The organism is Salinicoccus jeotgali (assembly GCF_039538805.1).
In the GTDB taxonomy this organism is placed as follows: Bacteria; Bacillota; Bacilli; order Staphylococcales; family Salinicoccaceae; genus Salinicoccus; species Salinicoccus jeotgali.
Map to the genome: position 1 here is coordinate 57,191 of NZ_BAABCK010000013.1, position 16,398 is coordinate 73,588.

General features: G+C 49.4%; 20 protein-coding genes. 6 read left to right on the forward strand and 14 right to left on the reverse strand.

What is annotated here, in order from left to right; translation table 11 throughout:
- From purF to purE, 7 genes are read right to left on the reverse strand one after another with little or no spacing between them, the layout of a single operon-like run.
- Nucleotides 1–1,419, reverse strand: a complete 1,419-nt coding sequence (gene purF / locus ABD734_RS02730) for an amidophosphoribosyltransferase (protein WP_344701166.1) — start codon at nt 1,417–1,419, stop codon at nt 1–3.
- Entirely contained in the window at nt 1,398–3,575 is a 2,178-nt protein-coding gene (gene purL / locus ABD734_RS02735) for a phosphoribosylformylglycinamidine synthase subunit PurL (protein ID WP_344701499.1), read from the reverse strand. Before purL ends, purF begins: the two co-directional genes overlap by 22 nt.
- Nucleotides 3,559–4,236, reverse strand: a complete 678-nt coding sequence (gene purQ, locus ABD734_RS02740) for a phosphoribosylformylglycinamidine synthase subunit PurQ (protein WP_344701501.1) — start codon at nt 4,234–4,236, stop codon at nt 3,559–3,561. Before purQ ends, purL begins: the two co-directional genes overlap by 17 nt.
- Nucleotides 4,236–4,493: a phosphoribosylformylglycinamidine synthase subunit PurS gene (gene purS / locus ABD734_RS02745; RefSeq protein ID WP_344701168.1), complete on the reverse strand. Its 258-nt coding sequence runs from the start codon at nt 4,491–4,493 to the stop codon at nt 4,236–4,238. Before purS ends, purQ begins: the two co-directional genes overlap by 1 nt.
- Nucleotides 4,493–5,194: a phosphoribosylaminoimidazolesuccinocarboxamide synthase gene (gene purC / locus ABD734_RS02750; RefSeq protein WP_344701170.1), complete on the reverse strand. Its 702-nt coding sequence runs from the start codon at nt 5,192–5,194 to the stop codon at nt 4,493–4,495. Before purC ends, purS begins: the two co-directional genes overlap by 1 nt.
- Nucleotides 5,191–6,315, reverse strand: coding sequence for a 5-(carboxyamino)imidazole ribonucleotide synthase (gene purK / locus ABD734_RS02755; protein WP_344701172.1), 1,125 nt, complete (start codon nt 6,313–6,315; stop codon nt 5,191–5,193). The genes purC and purK overlap by 4 nt, the downstream gene beginning before the upstream one ends.
- Nucleotides 6,302–6,784: a 5-(carboxyamino)imidazole ribonucleotide mutase gene (gene purE, locus ABD734_RS02760; RefSeq protein ID WP_344701174.1), complete on the reverse strand. Its 483-nt coding sequence runs from the start codon at nt 6,782–6,784 to the stop codon at nt 6,302–6,304. Before purE ends, purK begins: the two co-directional genes overlap by 14 nt.
- Before the next feature lie 276 nt (nt 6,785–7,060).
- Between purE and ABD734_RS02765 the strand changes: the two genes are divergently transcribed.
- Entirely contained in the window at nt 7,061–7,912 is an 852-nt protein-coding gene (locus ABD734_RS02765) for a bifunctional 5,10-methylenetetrahydrofolate dehydrogenase/5,10-methenyltetrahydrofolate cyclohydrolase (protein ID WP_344701176.1), read from the forward strand.
- Nucleotides 7,913–7,982: 70 nt separating this feature from the next.
- Here ABD734_RS02765 and ABD734_RS02770 read toward each other — a convergent pair whose 3' ends face one another.
- The 5 genes from ABD734_RS02770 to ABD734_RS02790 all read right to left on the reverse strand — a co-directional run bounded on the left by ABD734_RS02770 (nt 7,983) and on the right by ABD734_RS02790 (nt 12,825).
- Nucleotides 7,983–8,939, reverse strand: a complete 957-nt coding sequence (locus ABD734_RS02770; RefSeq protein WP_344701178.1) for a calcium/sodium antiporter — start codon at nt 8,937–8,939, stop codon at nt 7,983–7,985.
- Nucleotides 8,940–9,036: 97 nt separating this feature from the next.
- A complete protein-coding gene (locus ABD734_RS02775; protein ID WP_344701180.1) occupies nt 9,037–9,435 on the reverse strand; it encodes a hypothetical protein in 399 nt (132 codons plus the stop codon).
- 14 nt (nt 9,436–9,449) lie between these two features.
- Nucleotides 9,450–10,874: a sensor histidine kinase gene (locus tag ABD734_RS02780; protein WP_344701182.1), complete on the reverse strand. Its 1,425-nt coding sequence runs from the start codon at nt 10,872–10,874 to the stop codon at nt 9,450–9,452.
- Nucleotides 10,871–11,542, reverse strand: a complete 672-nt coding sequence (locus tag ABD734_RS02785; protein WP_344701184.1) for a response regulator transcription factor — start codon at nt 11,540–11,542, stop codon at nt 10,871–10,873. Before ABD734_RS02785 ends, ABD734_RS02780 begins: the two co-directional genes overlap by 4 nt.
- A 146-nt stretch (nt 11,543–11,688) precedes the next feature.
- Entirely contained in the window at nt 11,689–12,825 is a 1,137-nt protein-coding gene (locus ABD734_RS02790; RefSeq protein ID WP_344701186.1) for a globin domain-containing protein, read from the reverse strand.
- A gap of 185 nt (nt 12,826–13,010) precedes the next feature.
- On the opposite strand from ABD734_RS02790, the gene ABD734_RS02795 reads away from it, so the two are divergent.
- Together ABD734_RS02795 and ABD734_RS02800 are read left to right on the forward strand one after the other, a co-directional pair.
- Nucleotides 13,011–13,421 (forward strand): RrF2 family transcriptional regulator, encoded by a 411-nt coding sequence (locus ABD734_RS02795; protein WP_344701188.1) that lies wholly within the window; start codon nt 13,011–13,013, stop codon nt 13,419–13,421.
- Between the two features lie 5 nt (nt 13,422–13,426).
- The gene (locus ABD734_RS02800) at nt 13,427–14,173 is read left to right on the forward strand and encodes an immunoglobulin-like domain-containing protein (RefSeq protein WP_344701190.1); all 747 of its coding nucleotides are present in this window, start codon (nt 13,427–13,429) and stop codon (nt 14,171–14,173) included.
- A 105-nt stretch (nt 14,174–14,278) separates the two neighbouring features.
- Here ABD734_RS02800 and ABD734_RS02805 read toward each other — a convergent pair whose 3' ends face one another.
- Nucleotides 14,279–14,794, reverse strand: coding sequence for a type 1 glutamine amidotransferase domain-containing protein (locus ABD734_RS02805; RefSeq protein ID WP_344701192.1), 516 nt, complete (start codon nt 14,792–14,794; stop codon nt 14,279–14,281).
- Between the two features lie 154 nt (nt 14,795–14,948).
- Here ABD734_RS02805 and ABD734_RS02810 point away from each other — a divergent pair, with 154 nt between their 5' ends.
- Nucleotides 14,949–15,188 (forward strand): hypothetical protein, encoded by a 240-nt coding sequence (locus tag ABD734_RS02810; protein WP_344701194.1) that lies wholly within the window; start codon nt 14,949–14,951, stop codon nt 15,186–15,188.
- 30 nt (nt 15,189–15,218) lie between these two features.
- Here the strand turns inward: ABD734_RS02810 and ABD734_RS02815 are convergent, their stop codons facing one another.
- The gene (locus ABD734_RS02815) at nt 15,219–15,659 is read right to left on the reverse strand and encodes a hypothetical protein (RefSeq protein WP_344701196.1); all 441 of its coding nucleotides are present in this window, start codon (nt 15,657–15,659) and stop codon (nt 15,219–15,221) included.
- 146 nt (nt 15,660–15,805) lie between these two features.
- Here ABD734_RS02815 and ABD734_RS02820 point away from each other — a divergent pair, with 146 nt between their 5' ends.
- Together ABD734_RS02820 and ABD734_RS02825 are read left to right on the forward strand one after the other, a co-directional pair.
- The gene (locus ABD734_RS02820; RefSeq protein WP_344701198.1) at nt 15,806–15,988 is read left to right on the forward strand and encodes a CsbD family protein; all 183 of its coding nucleotides are present in this window, start codon (nt 15,806–15,808) and stop codon (nt 15,986–15,988) included.
- A 132-nt stretch (nt 15,989–16,120) separates the two neighbouring features.
- On the forward strand, nt 16,121–16,363 hold the full coding sequence (locus ABD734_RS02825; RefSeq protein ID WP_344701200.1) for a hypothetical protein: 243 nt from the start codon (nt 16,121–16,123) through the stop codon (nt 16,361–16,363).
- Nucleotides 16,364–16,398 lie beyond the last annotated feature (35 nt).

Below are 16,398 nucleotides of genomic sequence, written 5' to 3' on the forward strand. Positions count from 1 at the left end.
TCATACCCCTTTCGTCTTCTGATCCTTCTCCTGCGGCAGGAGCCGGTCGATAATCTCTATTGGATAATTGCCTGTAAAGCAGGCATCGCATTGGCCTTTCGAACCATATGAATGGTACACATCATGCATCGCGTCGACCGACAGATAACTCAAGGAGTCAGCACCGATCTCACGGCGGATCTCCTCTGTCGATTTCGATGAAGCGATGATTTCAGCATGGGTTGAGACATCGATGCCATAGAAGCATGGATTTTTAAGCGGCGGGGATGAGACGCCCATATGGACTTCTTTAGCGCCCGCCTTCTTCAATGCCTTGACGATATACCGGCTGGTCGTCCCACGCACGATCGAATCATCGATGACGATGATGCGCTTGCCCTCAACAACATCACGCACCGGGGAGAGCTTCATGCGCACTGCCCGCTCGCGTGCTTCCTGCCCTTTGGAGAGGAATGTCCGTCCCACATAGCGGTTTTTCAACAGTCCCTGCTCCTGTGGGATTCCGGATTCTTCAGAAAATCCTTTTGCAGCAGCAAGGCTCGAGTCCGGCACGCCGATCACTATATCCGCATCCACATCCATTTCCTTAGCCAACTGCTGACCGAGCGATTTTCTGATGGTGTATGTGGATGTATTGCGGAATTCCGAGTCGGCACGCGCAAAGTAGATGTACTCCATCGAGCACATATTCGGATGCGACGCGTCCGTATAACGGTCGAAGTCGATGCCTGCTTCACTCAATGTAATCAGTTCGCCGGGTTCGATATCACGTATGTACTCTGCACCGATTGCGGTGAAGGCACACGTTTCGCTGGCAACGCAATAGGCACCGTCTATCATGCCGAGCATGAGCGGACGCACACCATGATCATCCAGGGCGATGGTCAACGCCTCTTCGTCCAGGATGACGAAGGCGAAAGCCCCCTTGATCTGCCTGAGCGCCGTCTTGATGCGCGTTTTCCTGTCCGGGCTTTTATTTTTACGGATCAGATGTGCCAATGTTTCGGTGTCCGATGAAGTCTGGAAAATCGCCCCGTCGTCTTCTAAAGCCTCACGGACGCTCATGGCATTGACAAGATTGCCGTTATGCGCAAGGCCAAGGTCCCCCTTATGGCTTTTGAACAGGAATGGCTGGACGTTCGACAGCTCGCTGCCACCGCTTGTTGCGTACCTTACATGGCCGATGGCATGCGGAAAGCCATGCAGCGATGCCAGCTGTTCCCTGGAGAGCGCTTCGGTCAAAAGGCCCATGCCGCGTGCGCCGAAAAGGTACTCTTCGTTCGAACAGACGATGCCGGCCCCTTCCTGCCCCCGATGCTGGAGGCTGTGCAGTGCGATATAAGTCAATTCGGCGGCATCCGGATGGCCGTACACACCGAATATGCCACACTCTTCATTTAGTCCACGGATGTCATACATTTCGGGATTGCCCCTTCCCATGTGTTTGAGATGGCGTCCAGGCTACGTTCTATCGTCATATCACGCGATGCTACTTTGAATGCATCTTCTGTCAGGACCCCGATTTCGACAGCGCCTTCAATGTCTTGTCCACCTGCTCCGATGACGATGTAGCGGGAGGCATTTTCTGCAAAGAGATCTTCCCCGTCCATATCGAGTGATGCATCCACTCCGAGATGATGGAAGGCTGCGAGCTGCGCCAGTTTGATGGCGATGCCGCCACGGCCAATTGGTGCGATCTTTTTGATGCCACCGTTCTTCAGACGATCCCTGAGATCCATGCCGCGGCTGTATTCGATTTCCAGGTCGATGTGGCGTTCCTGCTTCGAAATATCTCCATCAATCAGCTTTTCAAGCTGACTGCCGGCAAAGCTTTTGTGTGTCTCACCCACCAGATAGATTGAATCCCCCGCCTGTATCTGGACGTCTTCCATGAAGCGCACATCTTCTATCAGACCGACCATGCCGATGACCGGCGTTGGTAGTATTGTGCCTTTGGATTCATTGTATAGGCTGACGTTGCCGGATACGACCGGTGTCGACAGCGTCCGGCACGCTTCTGCCATACCGCGCGTCGAAGCATCGAGCTGATGGTAGATTTCAGGGTTTTCAGGACTGCCGTAATTCAGGCAGTCAGTCATGGCAAGCGGGAGTGCACCAGTCGATATGATGTCCCTGAACGCCTGCGCGACGACTTCTTTACCGCCATTGAACGGATCGGCATAGACATAGCGGCTCTTGCCGTCGACCGTCATCGCGATGGCCTTATCCGTCCCTTCCACTCTGACGATCCCTGAGCCGAAACCTGACTTCTGGATGGTGTTCGAACCGACCTGATTATCGTATTGTTCATATATATAGCGCTTTGAACCATGGTTCGGATGGCTGAGCAGTGCATCGAATGCCGCGTTCAGATCTTCTTTACTGTAGTCATATGTTTTGTCGTCGACTCCTGGGTTTTTGCCTTCCAGCACATAGACAGGTGCCTCATCGGACAGTGGCTGTACGGGAATATCCGCGTACTTCTCGCCTTCATAGAAGAGTTCCAGACGGTCGGAGTCCGTCACTTCACCGATGACCGCGGAATCGAGTTCATATCCGTCGAACATCTTGAGGAATTTATCCTCTGTGCCGTCCTGTACGACAAGCAGCATGCGTTCCTGTGTTTCCGACAACATCATTTCGTATGGGGAGATGCCGTCTTCCCTGACAGGCACCTGGTCGAGGTAGAGCGCCATGCCCGATTCACCTTTGGCTGCCATTTCGGCACTTGATGATGTCAAACCTGCCGCCCCCATATCCTGGATGCCGACGAGTTCAGGCTGGTTGATGGCGTCAAGAGTCGCTTCCATCAGTTTTTTGCCGGTGAATGGGTCTCCAATCTGCACAGATGGACGCTTCGACTCTGATTCCTCAGATAACTCTTCAGACGCGAAAGTTGCGCCGTGGATGCCGTCCCGTCCTGTCTTCAGGCCGACATAGATGACTTTGTTGCCGACACCTTTGGCCGTCCCTTTTTGTATCTGGTCGTGGTCGATGACCCCGACACACATGGCGTTGACAAGCGGGTTGCCGTCATATGAAGAATCGAATTCGACTTCTCCTGAGACAGTCGGGATGCCGATGCAGTTGCCGTAGCCGCCGATACCAGATACGACGCCTCTGAGCAGCCAACGGTTGTTTGGTTCAGATAGCTCGCCGAAACGGAGGGAATTCAATAATCCGATCGGGCGCGCGCCCATCGATACGATATCGCGGATGATGCCGCCGACACCCGTCGCTGCCCCTTGGTAGGGTTCGACTGCAGAAGGGTGGTTATGGGATTCGACTTTGAAGACGATGGCCTGGTCGTCGCCGATGTCGACGACGCCTGCACCTTCACCCGGTCCCATCAGTACGCGTTCCCCTGATGTCGGGAACTGCCCGAGGAACGGTTTCGAATGCTTATACGAACAATGCTCACTCCACATGACCGAGAATATGCCGGTTTCCGTATAGTTCGGTTCCCTGCCGAGTATTTCCACGACATGCTTGTATTCTGCATCCGTCAAGCCCATCTCTTTATAGAGCTTGTCGTCTTTGATCATCTGTTCTGTCGGTTCATTGAATTTCATTATGAGTGGCCTCCCAGTTTGCCATATTTTCAAACATTCTCTTACCATCATCACTGCCGAGCAACGCTTCAAGTGCGCGTTCCGGGTGCGGCATCATGCCGAGGACATTGCCCGCTTCATTGATGATGCCTGCAATGTCGCCGCGCGAGCCGTTCGGGTTGTCCATGTATTCCAGGACAATCTGATTATTCTGCTTGAGCGTGTCATAAGTCTCATCATCACAGTAGTAATGCCCTTCCCCATGCGCAATCGGAAAAGTTACCGTTTCATCAGGCTGATAACCCGTTGTGAATGCAGTGCGGTTGTTGGACACTTTCAGCTTTTCATCCCTTGAGATGAATGTGTGGGTGTCATTGAATATGAGCGCACCTGGCAACAGGCCGATCTCAGTCAGTATCTGGAAGCCGTTGCATATGCCAGCTACCGGCTTGCCGGCTTCTGCCGCTTCGACGATTGCTTTCGTCACCGGTGCCACAGCAGCCATCGCACCGCTCCTCAAATAGTCCCCAAAACTGAAGCCACCTGGAATCAGGACACCATCATAACCTTCAAGCGACGTCTCCCGGTAATCGACGTAGTCCGCTTCCCCGCCGGACTTCAGGATAGCGTTCAGCATATCCCTGTCACAGTTCGATCCTGGAAAGCGTATCACAGCGAATTTCATCATTCAGCCACCTCGTCGATGATAGTATAGGAATATGTTTCGATGACTGTATTGGCGAATAGTTTCTCGGACAGCCGACGGACGCTTTCATCGATTTTCGTCTCGTCTGTTTCATCGATGTCGAAGTAGAGCACCTTGCCGACACGGATGTCGTTGATTTCCTCATGCCCCAGTTCGTGGACCGCCCGGTTCAGGGCCTCACCTTGTGTATCCAATACTTGCGGCTGCAGTGTGACGATCAGTTCAATCTTTTTCATTATATGAGTGCCTCCATCTTTTTATAAAATGCCCTGTAGGTGTCAATCAGTGATCCTGTACTGTTGCGGTAGACGTCTTTATCGAAATTCTCTTTGCTCTCCATATCCACGATGCGGCATGTATCCGGCGAGATTTCATCTGCGAGCATAATGACACCGTCACGATCTTTGCCGAACTCGATCTTGAAGTCGATCAGCGACAGCCCCATTTCCTTCATCATCGCTGTCAACACTTCATTGATCTTAAGGGCCTGCGCTTTAAGGTGGGCGACTTCCGCCACACTTGCGAGGTTGAGCATGGCGATATGGTCATCCGTGAGAAGCGGATCGCCGAGTGCGTCTTCTTTATAGAAGAACTCGACTAAAGGTGGGGTCATCGGCTGATGTGTTTTGAGGCCAAGACGTTTGACTATGCTGCCCGCGGCATAGTTCCGTACGACCACTTCGAGTGGGATGATATCAAGGGGCTTGACCAGCTGCTCGGTCTCACTGATGCGTTCTATATAGTGGGAGTCGATGCCATGCTTTTTCATATATGCGAATATGCCTGAAGAGATCAGGTTATTGAGACGTCCTTTGCCTGTCATGTAGTCGTGCTTTTCCCCATTACCGGCCGTCACTTCATCTTTATATTCAATCCGGTATGCCTCTTCTTCCGTCCTGTAGACACGTTTTGCCTTCCCTTCGTAAACGAGCATCATGACTCCTCCTTGATGAAATTCTCTTCCAGCCGATCAAGTGTTTCTAAGACATCGTCAGTGAGCACCGTCACGTGCCCCATTTTCCTTGCCGGCTTGCGCGCTGTCTTGCCGTAGACGTGGACGTGCCACTCCGGATTTGTGAAAAGCGTCTGTTCAAGGCGGTCGAGATCGGCACCGAGCAGATTCATCATGACTGCATGCTGGTGCTGATGAACGGCAGGCATCGGATGGCCGAGGATCGCCAGTATATGTGCATCAAACTGGCTGATGTTGCATGATTCGATTGTATGGTGGGCTGAGTTGTGGGGCCTCGGGGCGATTTCGTTCACATACAGCGCGCCGTCCTGACCGATGAAGAATTCTATCGTGAACACGCCGGTGAAATGCAGCTTATCCATGATTTTACGTGCCGCTTCCTGCGCTTTGGCTGTATATTGCGCATCAACACCTGCCGGTGCGATTGTGCGGTAGAGGACCTGGTCCTTGTGCAGATTTTCCTGAAGTGGGAAATATTCGACTTGGCCTGTCGTACTTCTGGCGACAGTCAATGATACTTCGCGTTCCAACTGCAAGTATTTTTCGGCAACCCATTCTGCCTGATCGAATGGAACCTCGATGCTTTCCATATGCGCCTGTGATTCGATCACCATCTGACCCTTGCCGTCATAGCCGCCCGTTGCGGTCTTGACGATGACAGGGTAGCCATTGGTGTCGGCGAATGACGCGAGTGCGTCTCGTGTCGATACTTTCGCATAAGGAACGATGGCCGCACCCGCCTCTTCTATCGCCGTCTTCTCGTAATCCCTGTTCTGCAGCGTCAGAACCGTCTCAGCACCTTGGGGGATATGGTAATCATCCACTAAGGTGCGCAGTATGTGGGCATCGATATTCTCGAATTCATATGTGACGATGTCCGACAATCTGCATAGTTCCTTAAGTGACTCAAAATCACTGAATTCCGCATGGATGAATGTATGACAAGTACTTCTCGCCGGCGCATCTTCAGAAGGGTCGAGCACCGCGACCCTATACCCCATCCTTAAAGCGCTCTGCGCAAGCATCTTTCCGAGTTGCCCGCCACCTATTATGCCTATCGTACCGCCTAGTTCAATCGAGCTCATTCTGCATTCCCTCCACTTTCTCTTCTAAAGTCTCCGTATAGGCTTCCAGTCGGCTGTAGAGGGCATCATCGCCAATCGCCAACATCTTTGCCGCGAGTATGCCTGCATTCGTGCTTCCCGCCTTACCTATCGCCGTTGTCGCGACAGGGATGCCGCCTGGCATCTGGACGATGGACAGCAGTGAGTCGAGGCCATTCAGCGCCTTCGATTCGATCGGGACGCCTATGACCGGTATGTGCGTCATCGACGCTACCATGCCGGGCAGATGAGCGGCACCCCCTGCACCCGCGATGATCACTTTGATGCCCCGATCCTTTGCATCCCTGGCGTAGTCCATCATCATTTCAGGTGTCCTGTGGGCACTGACCACTTTCTTTTCATAAGGGACGGATAGCTGATCCAGCATGTCGCACGCATGTTTCATCGTCGACCAGTCTGAAGAACTTCCCATAATCACTCCTACTGTCATAAACGAAACCCTCTCTTTTATCCGGATGTTTATTTCTTCAGATTCAGTTTAACAATAGAGTTCTATATAATCAACTCAAAAACGAACAATAAATTATTTTATATTAATATAGTTTGTATATAGACTAAATTATTTTTGCCTTACAGATTTATTATACGGCAATACACTCTGATTGGACTCTATTGATTTCAGAATTTTATGGTCTTCAATCTGGAAATTTATGCTCAGTTGTTGGATAATGGAGGAGAAATAGATAGAAACCAGGAGGGCTTTCATATGACAGCAGAACTATTGAACGGCAGAGAAATAGCGAAGGACTACCGCGCTGATCTTGCCGCCGAAGTCGAAAAGTTGAAGGAAGCAGGTACGACACCCAACTTGACCGTCGTCATCGCAGGCGACGATGGCGCATCTCTCAGCTACGTGCGGTCAAAGAATAAGGCAGCCGAAAAGATTGGCATGACTTCAGAAATTGTGCAGCTCGACGGAACGGTGACTGAGCAGGAAGTGCTGGACATCATCGCACGGCTGAATGATGATGATACAGTCAATGGTATCCTTGTCCAGGTCCCGCTTCCTAGCCAGGTCAGCGAAGAAAAGGTGCTGGAGGCGATTGCCCCAGATAAAGATGTCGACGGCTTCCACCCTATCAACATTGGACGCCTCTACACCGGACAAGAGACATTCGCACCATGTACACCACTTGGCATAATGGAGCTCCTCAAGCATACAGGTCCACTAGAAGGCAAGGATGTCGCCGTCATCGGACGCTCACATATCGTCGGGCAGCCGGTCGCAAAACTGCTGACCGATCAGAACGCCACGGTCACACTCATGCACTCCCGCACCCGTAATATGACCGATAAGCTGAAAGACTATGACGTCATAGTAAGCGCCGTCGGACAGCCGGGCCTCATTACAGGTGAACATCTGAAGGAAGGCGCCATCGTCATAGATGTCGGCAACAGCGTCGTAGATGGCAAGCTCGTCGGTGATGTCGACTTCGATTCCGCCAGTGAGACTGCAAGCTACATCACCCCAGTACCGGGCGGCGTCGGCCCGCTCACAATCACCATGGTACTAAACAACACACTGATCGCCGCCAAAAGGCAGAACCAATCCAAATGACGCCAAAAACCCCGGCTGGATCTGATTGTCATCAGATCCAGCCGGGGTTTAGTCCGTCACCGTCCACTATTCAATTTCGAATGATGATATAAGTGAGATAAGCCGTGTATGCCACCAGCATGAACGCCCCTTCCCTTCTGCCGATGGAGAAGTGCGTCCGCGAAAATATCAGAAGCAGCACGGTCAAACCAACCATGACAAAGCCGTCCAGGAACAGTTTCGATTCTGCGGCTATCGAACTTACGGTCGCAGCAGTACCGGTGACGAAGAATATGTTAAAGATATTGCTGCCGACCACGTTGCCGATTGCCATATCCCCCTTACCCTTCAATGCGGCGGTTACAGAAGTCATGATTTCCGGCAGGGAGGTCCCGACTGCCACAATCGTCAAGCCGACCAGCGCCTCGCTCATGCCGAGTGCCAAGGCGATTTCAGTCGCGCTGGACACGACCATTTCACCTCCGATGATGATGGCGGCCAAGCCGCCTAAAGTGAATAGGATATTCTTCCACCAAGGCTCGCCGTAGTCGGTTGGTGCTTCAGCCACTGTACCGGACCGGTTTTTGCGTGCCATTTCAAATACATAGTACAGAAATATCAGGAAAAACAGCAGGATGATGATGCCGTCTCCACGTGTAATCGCATTGCTCGGGCTATCTTGGAGGAATGTGTCCATCATAAGGACCATCATCACAACCGCCCCGAGCAGGGCGAAGGGAATCTCTTTGCGCACTGTTTCACTCTGTACCGTAAGCGGGGCGATGACCGCCGTCAAGCCGACCACAACAGTCATATTTACGATGTTACTGCCGATGACGTTGCCGAGGACAACGCCTGCACTGCCATCCAAAGCCGCGAGGATGGCGACGGTCGCCTCCGGGGAACTCGTCCCAAGCGCGACGATTGTCAAGCCGACAAGCAGCGGCGACACATTAAGTTTGACTGCAATATTCGAAGCGCCCTGCACAAAGTAATCTGCGCCCTTGATCAGAAGGACGAAACCGATTATAAGCAATATGTAGGCCAAGCGTCCCACCTCATTTCCGTATCATGGATTTGATATATTCTTAATATGCATTAAAACATAAAACGCTCCCCTGTGCCTTAAAAGGGGAGCGATTATTTTATTTTTCTGTACGCGGTTCGACGAAGAAGGTGATGACAAGGAACATCAGGAAGGCAAGCAGCAGTACGCTGCCGCCGACGATGAACAGGACTGTTGTGAACGTTTCATTCATATTGAATGGATCAAGCATATAGAAATACATGCCGACAGTCAGCAGCACCGCCCCCAAAATACCCGTTACACCATGGATATGCACAAGCACTTTATGCCGCACCGTGTAGACGCTGTAGAAGATTCCCCATGCAAACATGGAAAGCCAGCCCACCAGAAGTACGTGCGTGTGAATCGGCCGGATCGCGTAATCCATCTCCCCCGCCATCTGCGAACCGATGAATACACCGAGCAGCCCAAATGCCGCTGCCACCCTGATAAAATTAATGCCCCATTTTCTTTCCATTATAAATCCTCCTGTTATTTCTTCAATGTAATTGTAAATGTCGTGCCTGAACCAAATTCACTCTCGATTTCCACTTCGCCTCCAAGCATATCAAGCGTCTCCTTGACGATCGCAAGCCCAAGGCCTGAACCATTCGTCGAACGCGACTGGTCCACGCGGTAGAAACGCTCGAACAGCTGGTCCATATCTTCTTTTCTGATACCCACTCCCGTATCGCTGAAAATCACTTTCACCCGGTCACCTGCGTCAGTGAGCCTGATGAATATTTCATCACCCGGCCCCGAGTACTTGATGGCGTTCGACACAAGGTTATCCCAGACGTTGTAGAGCAGATGCGGATCGGACTTGACCGATACCTCATCAAGGGTATAGGACAAATCTATCTCTTCCTGATCGAGACGCCATGAAAATGCACGGATGACTTCCTGCACTTGTCGGTCGAGCCTGATTTCTTCATGCTTCACCTGATACGTTTGATCGTCAAAGCGGTTGAGTACCGTCAATTGCCTGGCCAGTGCAGACAGGCGCCTCGCTTCCTGGTGGACCACTTCCGCCGGCTGGCGGAGTCCCTTAGGCAAGTCCTGATCCATCATCAGCTTGGAATAGCCTTGGATATTGAGCAGCGGCGACTGCAGATCATGGGTGACATCACTGATGAACTTCTGCCGCATATAGCGGTTCTCACTCAACTGTCCCTGCATGGCGTCGAGACTGACGGCCAGTTGACCGATTTCATCCGGTGCATAGTTTTCCGGCTCGATAGCGTAATCGAAGTTCTCCCTTCTGATTTCATCCGCCGCCGTAGACAACCTCCCGAGCACCGTCGCCATACGCCGGGACATTATGATGATCGATATGAGACCGACTATGAAGACGGTCAAGAAAAAAACCAATCCAATGATATGGAATTCGCTGAACATCAAGGCACTGTCCTGCTTGATGAAGAGGGCATACTGTCCCCCTTCAACCTCAAGCGGGACGCCAACCGTATTCCTTACATCATTCATGAAATGGCCCATCATGAACCAATTGGCAAGCGTTGCCGCTTCGCCCTGGTATACACCACCATCCATGACATCCCGGACATTTGCCAAAGAGAGTTCCGTCCGGTCGAATGGCTCACCCGCTAAAGTGACGGCAGCAGTGTCAAAATCGACCACATCAGAATCTTTCCCCTCTACATCTTCCCGCTTTACTATAGCTCCTTGATAACCGAGGGATGTAAAGAGTTGCAGATGCTCATCGAGCACTGCTTCAGTCATGTCAGCCTTTTCCAGACCTGCGACGAAAGTTTCCGCAGTGTCGACAAGTGCCTGATCCATCTTTGGCTTCGAGTGGAGCATATAGAGGATATTTGCTGCAAGCAATGCAGTCAATGCGCTTAAAGCGATGACGATGACCAGCCCGATTATGAATTTTCTGTTCAGGGACTGTTTCATGCCTCCCCCTCCAATTTATAGCCAATGCCACGGACGGTGACGATCTCAAGAGGCACACGGTGCTTCTCAAGCTTCTGCCTGAGCCGGTTGATATGTGTATTGATCGTGTAGGCACCCGATTCAATGTCTCCCCACACCGCTTCTGCAAGATAATCACGGGTCACCACCCGCTCTGGAGTCTCCATCAGACAGGCAAACAGCTCGAGTTCCTTGACCGGCAGCATGAACGTCTTATCATGGGCCCTGACCTCGTAATGGATGCGGTCAAGGACGACCCCGTTGTAGCTCAACACTGAATGGCTGTCCGGCTGTGTGCGCTTGAGCACGGCCCGCACCCTGTAGATAAGCTCTTCCGGTTCAAATGGTTTGAGGATGTAGTCCTCAGCTCCTGCTGTAAACCCGCGTCCTTTATCTTCCAGCTGACCCTTGGCCGTAAGCAGAATGACCGGAATATCCAGGTCACCACTTAGTATCTCAGTAAGCTTGAAGCCATCCATACCTGGCATCATGACATCCACAACAGCGAGATCCACTTCATCATCCTCAAGTTGGCCAAGCGCGTCGTCCGCCGATTCTGCCAATATGGCTTTGTAGCCATCCTGCTTAAGATATATGGATACAAGTTGCCTGATATGCGGATCGTCTTCCACTACCATCACCTTCTGCACGTCTCCCCACTCCTTCCGTAAATATCTTATCACAATGATATAAACATAATATAAACAAAAACACATACAAAAATACACCCATCCGATTAGGGGCGGATGGGTGTATATGTCTATATGAAATGTGTTGGATGATTCAGGTTGGAAACCTAGACAGTCTGGAGACTCATTTTCGGGCCGAATGGCTCGAAGTGGATGCGGGATTCATCGATACCCAGTGCATCCAACTCTGCGATCATTGTATCCATGAAGCGCATGGAACCACAGATGTACACTTGTCGGCCATCGAGTTCTCCAAAGTCGGAACGGTTCAGATAGCCGTCCGGCTCACTGTATTTTACTGTAATGTCGGCACCATTCTCTTCTAGTGAAGCAAACTGGTCTTTGAATGGCTGGAAATCCTTGTTGATTGCACTGTAGACGAATTTTACATCTTTGCCTTTTTCAATCGCATCTTCTGCCATTGCCATCACTGGTGTGGCACCGACGCCGCCTGCGATGAAGAGCAGTTTGTCGTGGTCTTCCTCGACTTTGAAGTCCCCGGCAGGGGCAGAAAGATAGAGGACATCCCCTTCTTCGATACCGTCATGCAGGTAGTTCGAAACGACACCTTTTTCGCCGCCTGCCATTTCACGTTTGACACCAAAAGTGATACCGTCTTCAGTTGAATTGGAGCAGATCGAGTAGTGGCGAAGTGCGTCATACGGATATCCTGAAGGCTGTACTTTGACTGTGATGTACTGGCCTGCTGTGAATGTTTTATCGACATCATCAGAATCTACTGTGAATCTGACGATTTCAGGTGTCATGACTTCTTTCTTTTTGACCATGAAAGGCTTGAAGCCATCCCATGCAGCATCCTTATACATGTCTTTTTCGACATCGATGAAGACTTGGGCAATCTGGTTGTAGTATTCGCCCCAAGCATCGATGATTTCAGGAGTCGCCTGATCGCCAAGCACTTCCTTGATGCCTTCGAGTAGATATTTCCCTACGATTGGATAGTGTTCTGGCAAGATCTGCAAAGCACGGTGCTTGTGCGCAATGCCAACTACATGCGGTACGATCGCATCCAGGTTATCAATATGTTTAGCAGCAGCGAGAACCGTCATCGCAAGTGCTTTAGGCTGATCTCCTATTTTCTGGTTTGTCTGATTGAAGATATTCAAAAGTTCAGGGTGTGCCTCGAACATTCTTCCATAGAATACGGACGTGATTGTAGTGCCATGCTCTTCCAATACTGGAATCGTCGCTTTGATGATATCTTTTTTAGTTTCAGTAATCATTAACAGAACCCCTTTAATTTTTAAAGATATATTTCTTATGCATCTTTATAATAAAGGGTAATCCTTTTCTTTACAAGGTATATGTAGAAGTTTTCACAAATTGTTCACAGAAGTTCCCACTGCAAGACCCTTCTATTTATTGATTCTGCGAATCCGTGTATAATCATTGCGAGGAGTTGATCGCAATGAAATTGACATTATATACGGACTATTCCCTAAGAGTGCTCATGTACCTCGGCATGAATGAAGATAAAAAAATGCAGATTGATGATATTGCAGAGTTTTATAACATCTCGAGAAACCATTTGACGAAAGTGGTCCACCATCTGGCAAAGCTTGAATACATCAAGACTGTACGTGGCCGAGGTGGCGGGATTATGCTAAACTGTAGACCAGAAGAGATAAATGTCGGCGAAGTCGTCAGACGGACAGAAGATAACTTCCACATGGCAGAATGTTTTTCGGAAGGCAATGAATGCATTCTGACGCCTATCTGCGGGTTACGCTTTGTCTTAAATGATGCATTGAAGGCATATCTTGCAGAACTTGATAAACATACTTTGCGGGATATCATCCCTAAACCGATATTGAGGTGAATACGATGGACTCAAGTACAATCGTAAAATTTTTAGCAGGTCTTCTCCCCGTCGCCCCCATCACCGGAGAACTCCTCGACGAGGAACTCCAGGTGCAGCAGGCGGACTCCAACGAAGAAAGTAGCGAAACCGATTCCAGATATGCCGATTATGAGGGACCGATGATGGAAGAAGAAATTGCCGCCCATAATGGCAATCAACCGGCCATTAAAGGGGTCAAAGGCAACTTCAACGTCCAGGTGGGCAGCCGATTTAATCCCAGGGCAGGCGTCTATGCCGTCGATCAATACGATGGCAACATCACCGGCAATATAGAGGTAACCAAAAATAATGTCGACACCAGCCGCCCAGGCAGCTACACGGTCACCTATCGTGTAGAGAACAGCCGCAACTACTGGTCCACTTATACGAGGATGGTGGACGTGGTGAATGGAGCAGGTGACCGCGTCCCACTGGTCCCGCCGACAGAGTCCCAGCTTGCAGGCAAGGATGAGGATGAGGCAGAAGAATCAGAAGCGGGTTCCGCAATCACTTTCTTTGGACTGGATGACCAGACGATTGAACAAGGGAGTGATTTCGATCCGAAAGAAGGTGTCCAGGTGATAGACGTCGACGGCAGCGACATCACCTACCGCCTCCATATTTCAGGCGAAGTCGATACGGAAACTCCAGGCGAATATACAATCGCCTATGCCACATTCGACCATTTCGGAGATCCGCATGCGAAAGCACGGACAATTACCGTGGAGTAACCTCCTTTCGTCCACTGCTTTTTGTTGCGGTTCAGTTTCCAACAGCGTCATGCAATATAAAAAAGGTGGATCCTTAAATGGATCCACCTTTTTCAATGGGGTGTTTTATTTATCCAACTGTGCCTTTACTTCACGGTTGAAGTCTTCAAGATCGTCCGGTTGACGACTGGATACGAGGTTGCCACATACTACGACTGATTTGTCGTGCACTTTCGCACCTGCGTTCTCCAAGTCCTTCCGTACAGAAATGAAGGATGTGATATTGCGGTCTTTCAGCATATCCGTGTCGATCAGCACTTGCGGACCGTGACAGATTGCGAAAGTCGGCTTATCCTCTTCGAGGAAGTGTTTGGCAAATTTGCCGAAACGCCCCTCTTCATCTGAACGCAACAGGTCCGGCGAGAAGCCACCTGGAATGAACACTGCGTCATAATCACTTGGTTGTACGTCATTTATACCTTTATCGGCTTTAAATTTACCGCCTTGTTTACCTTCCAGTTCACCAGCTTCCGGTGCAATGACCTCCACTGTATGGCCATCTGCTTTGATGGCTTCTACTGGATTCGTATATTCGATATCTTCTACCATATCCGTCATCAGTATAGCGACTTTTTTAGTCAAAACTGAATCACTCCTTAAATATCTTTCGTTACATTATATAGTATTCCACATGTCATCACGCCTTAAACATAAAATATGCATTTAACGTATATAGCAATGATTTGTTTGACATTAAGAACATACGTTCCTATAATACTATATCAGGAGTGATGATATGAATTTTTCTTACGATACTGAACTTGAATATAAAATATTATATAATGTCAAAAATGATCTGTTTGACTATCCGAATACGAGCATGGCCGAATATGATATAAGGACCGTCGACTTCCATATGCAGCTTATGGCCCAAAAAGGACTGCTTATACTGACACCATTCGACTATGATTTCTACTATAGCAATATAGAATTGACGGAAGCAGGAGAAATGCTGCTCTCCAAAAGAGCTTCATGACAAAACCCTCCATCTTGGAGGGTTTTTTTATCACTTAAGATCAAATGCACTACGCACACGTTGGGTCATGTCGGCGTCCATTTGCGTGACCGGATCAGCCGCTTCATATTCGCCGATCATCAGGCCATCATCATCCGAATCGACGACAGTCAACCACTCCACACGCAATACATATTCCTCTTTTCCAAAATGCGGATTGATGCGCTGGATTTCCTTGAAGGGATATTCATCATACTCGATCAGTTTACCGCCCGAGTACATTTCAAATGCTTCAAATGGGACGGCGGGTTCCACCACCCGACCGATGCCAAGGAAACCTTGTCTAGTGCTATACAATGCGAATTCATCGCCTCGTCTCAGATGTTTTACACTCTCTTTATGCCGTGAAGTCGTCAAGCTGACGATCCCCAGTTTCTTATACGTATCAAATTCCCTGAAGGTCTGATTGAACCTTCCATTTATCGCAAACATTTCTCCACCCCTGTCATTTATACCTTCTGAAACCATATACTACATGATAGCAAAGACAATTTCAGCGGATATAACAAGGAAATGTTTATTTTCTTATGGATTCGGGCATTGTAATGGTGTAACGAAAAATTTTAAGGGGTGTTAATATGGCTGAAGAAAGCAAAAAAGATCAATTGATGGGTAAAGCCAAAAAGGCTGCCGGAGATTTTATGAATGATGAAAAGACTAAAGAAGAAGGTAAACGCCAAGAAACAGAAGGCAAAGTGAAAGACGCAGCGAACGATGTAAAAGATAAGGCAACAGACGCTTTCGATAACGATAAAAAATAATTATAGAAAATCACTGCTTATTGCAGTGATTTTCCCTATTTTCATTTTTATGTTTAATAACCTGTATATATAGGTACTGTTTAATGTAGCTTGAAAGACAGTTTAGATTCTTATAGAAGGAGTGGATTATTCATGGCAGAAGAGAAAAAAGGATTATTCGACAAAGCAAAAGACTTGGTCGACAAAGCGAAAGACAAAGATACACGTGAGAATGTCTCCGAAAAATGGGACAACGCCAAAGAATTCGGCGATCAGCACGCTGATAAGGTAGGCGCTGGTGACAAATGGGATACAGTCAGCGAAAAAGGCGACAGCATCGTCGACAAGTACGGCATCGACGGTGACGAAGAAAACAAGAACGATGAAGAAAAGTAATTGTCGTTCATAACAAAAAGGGTGGTTCCTATAGG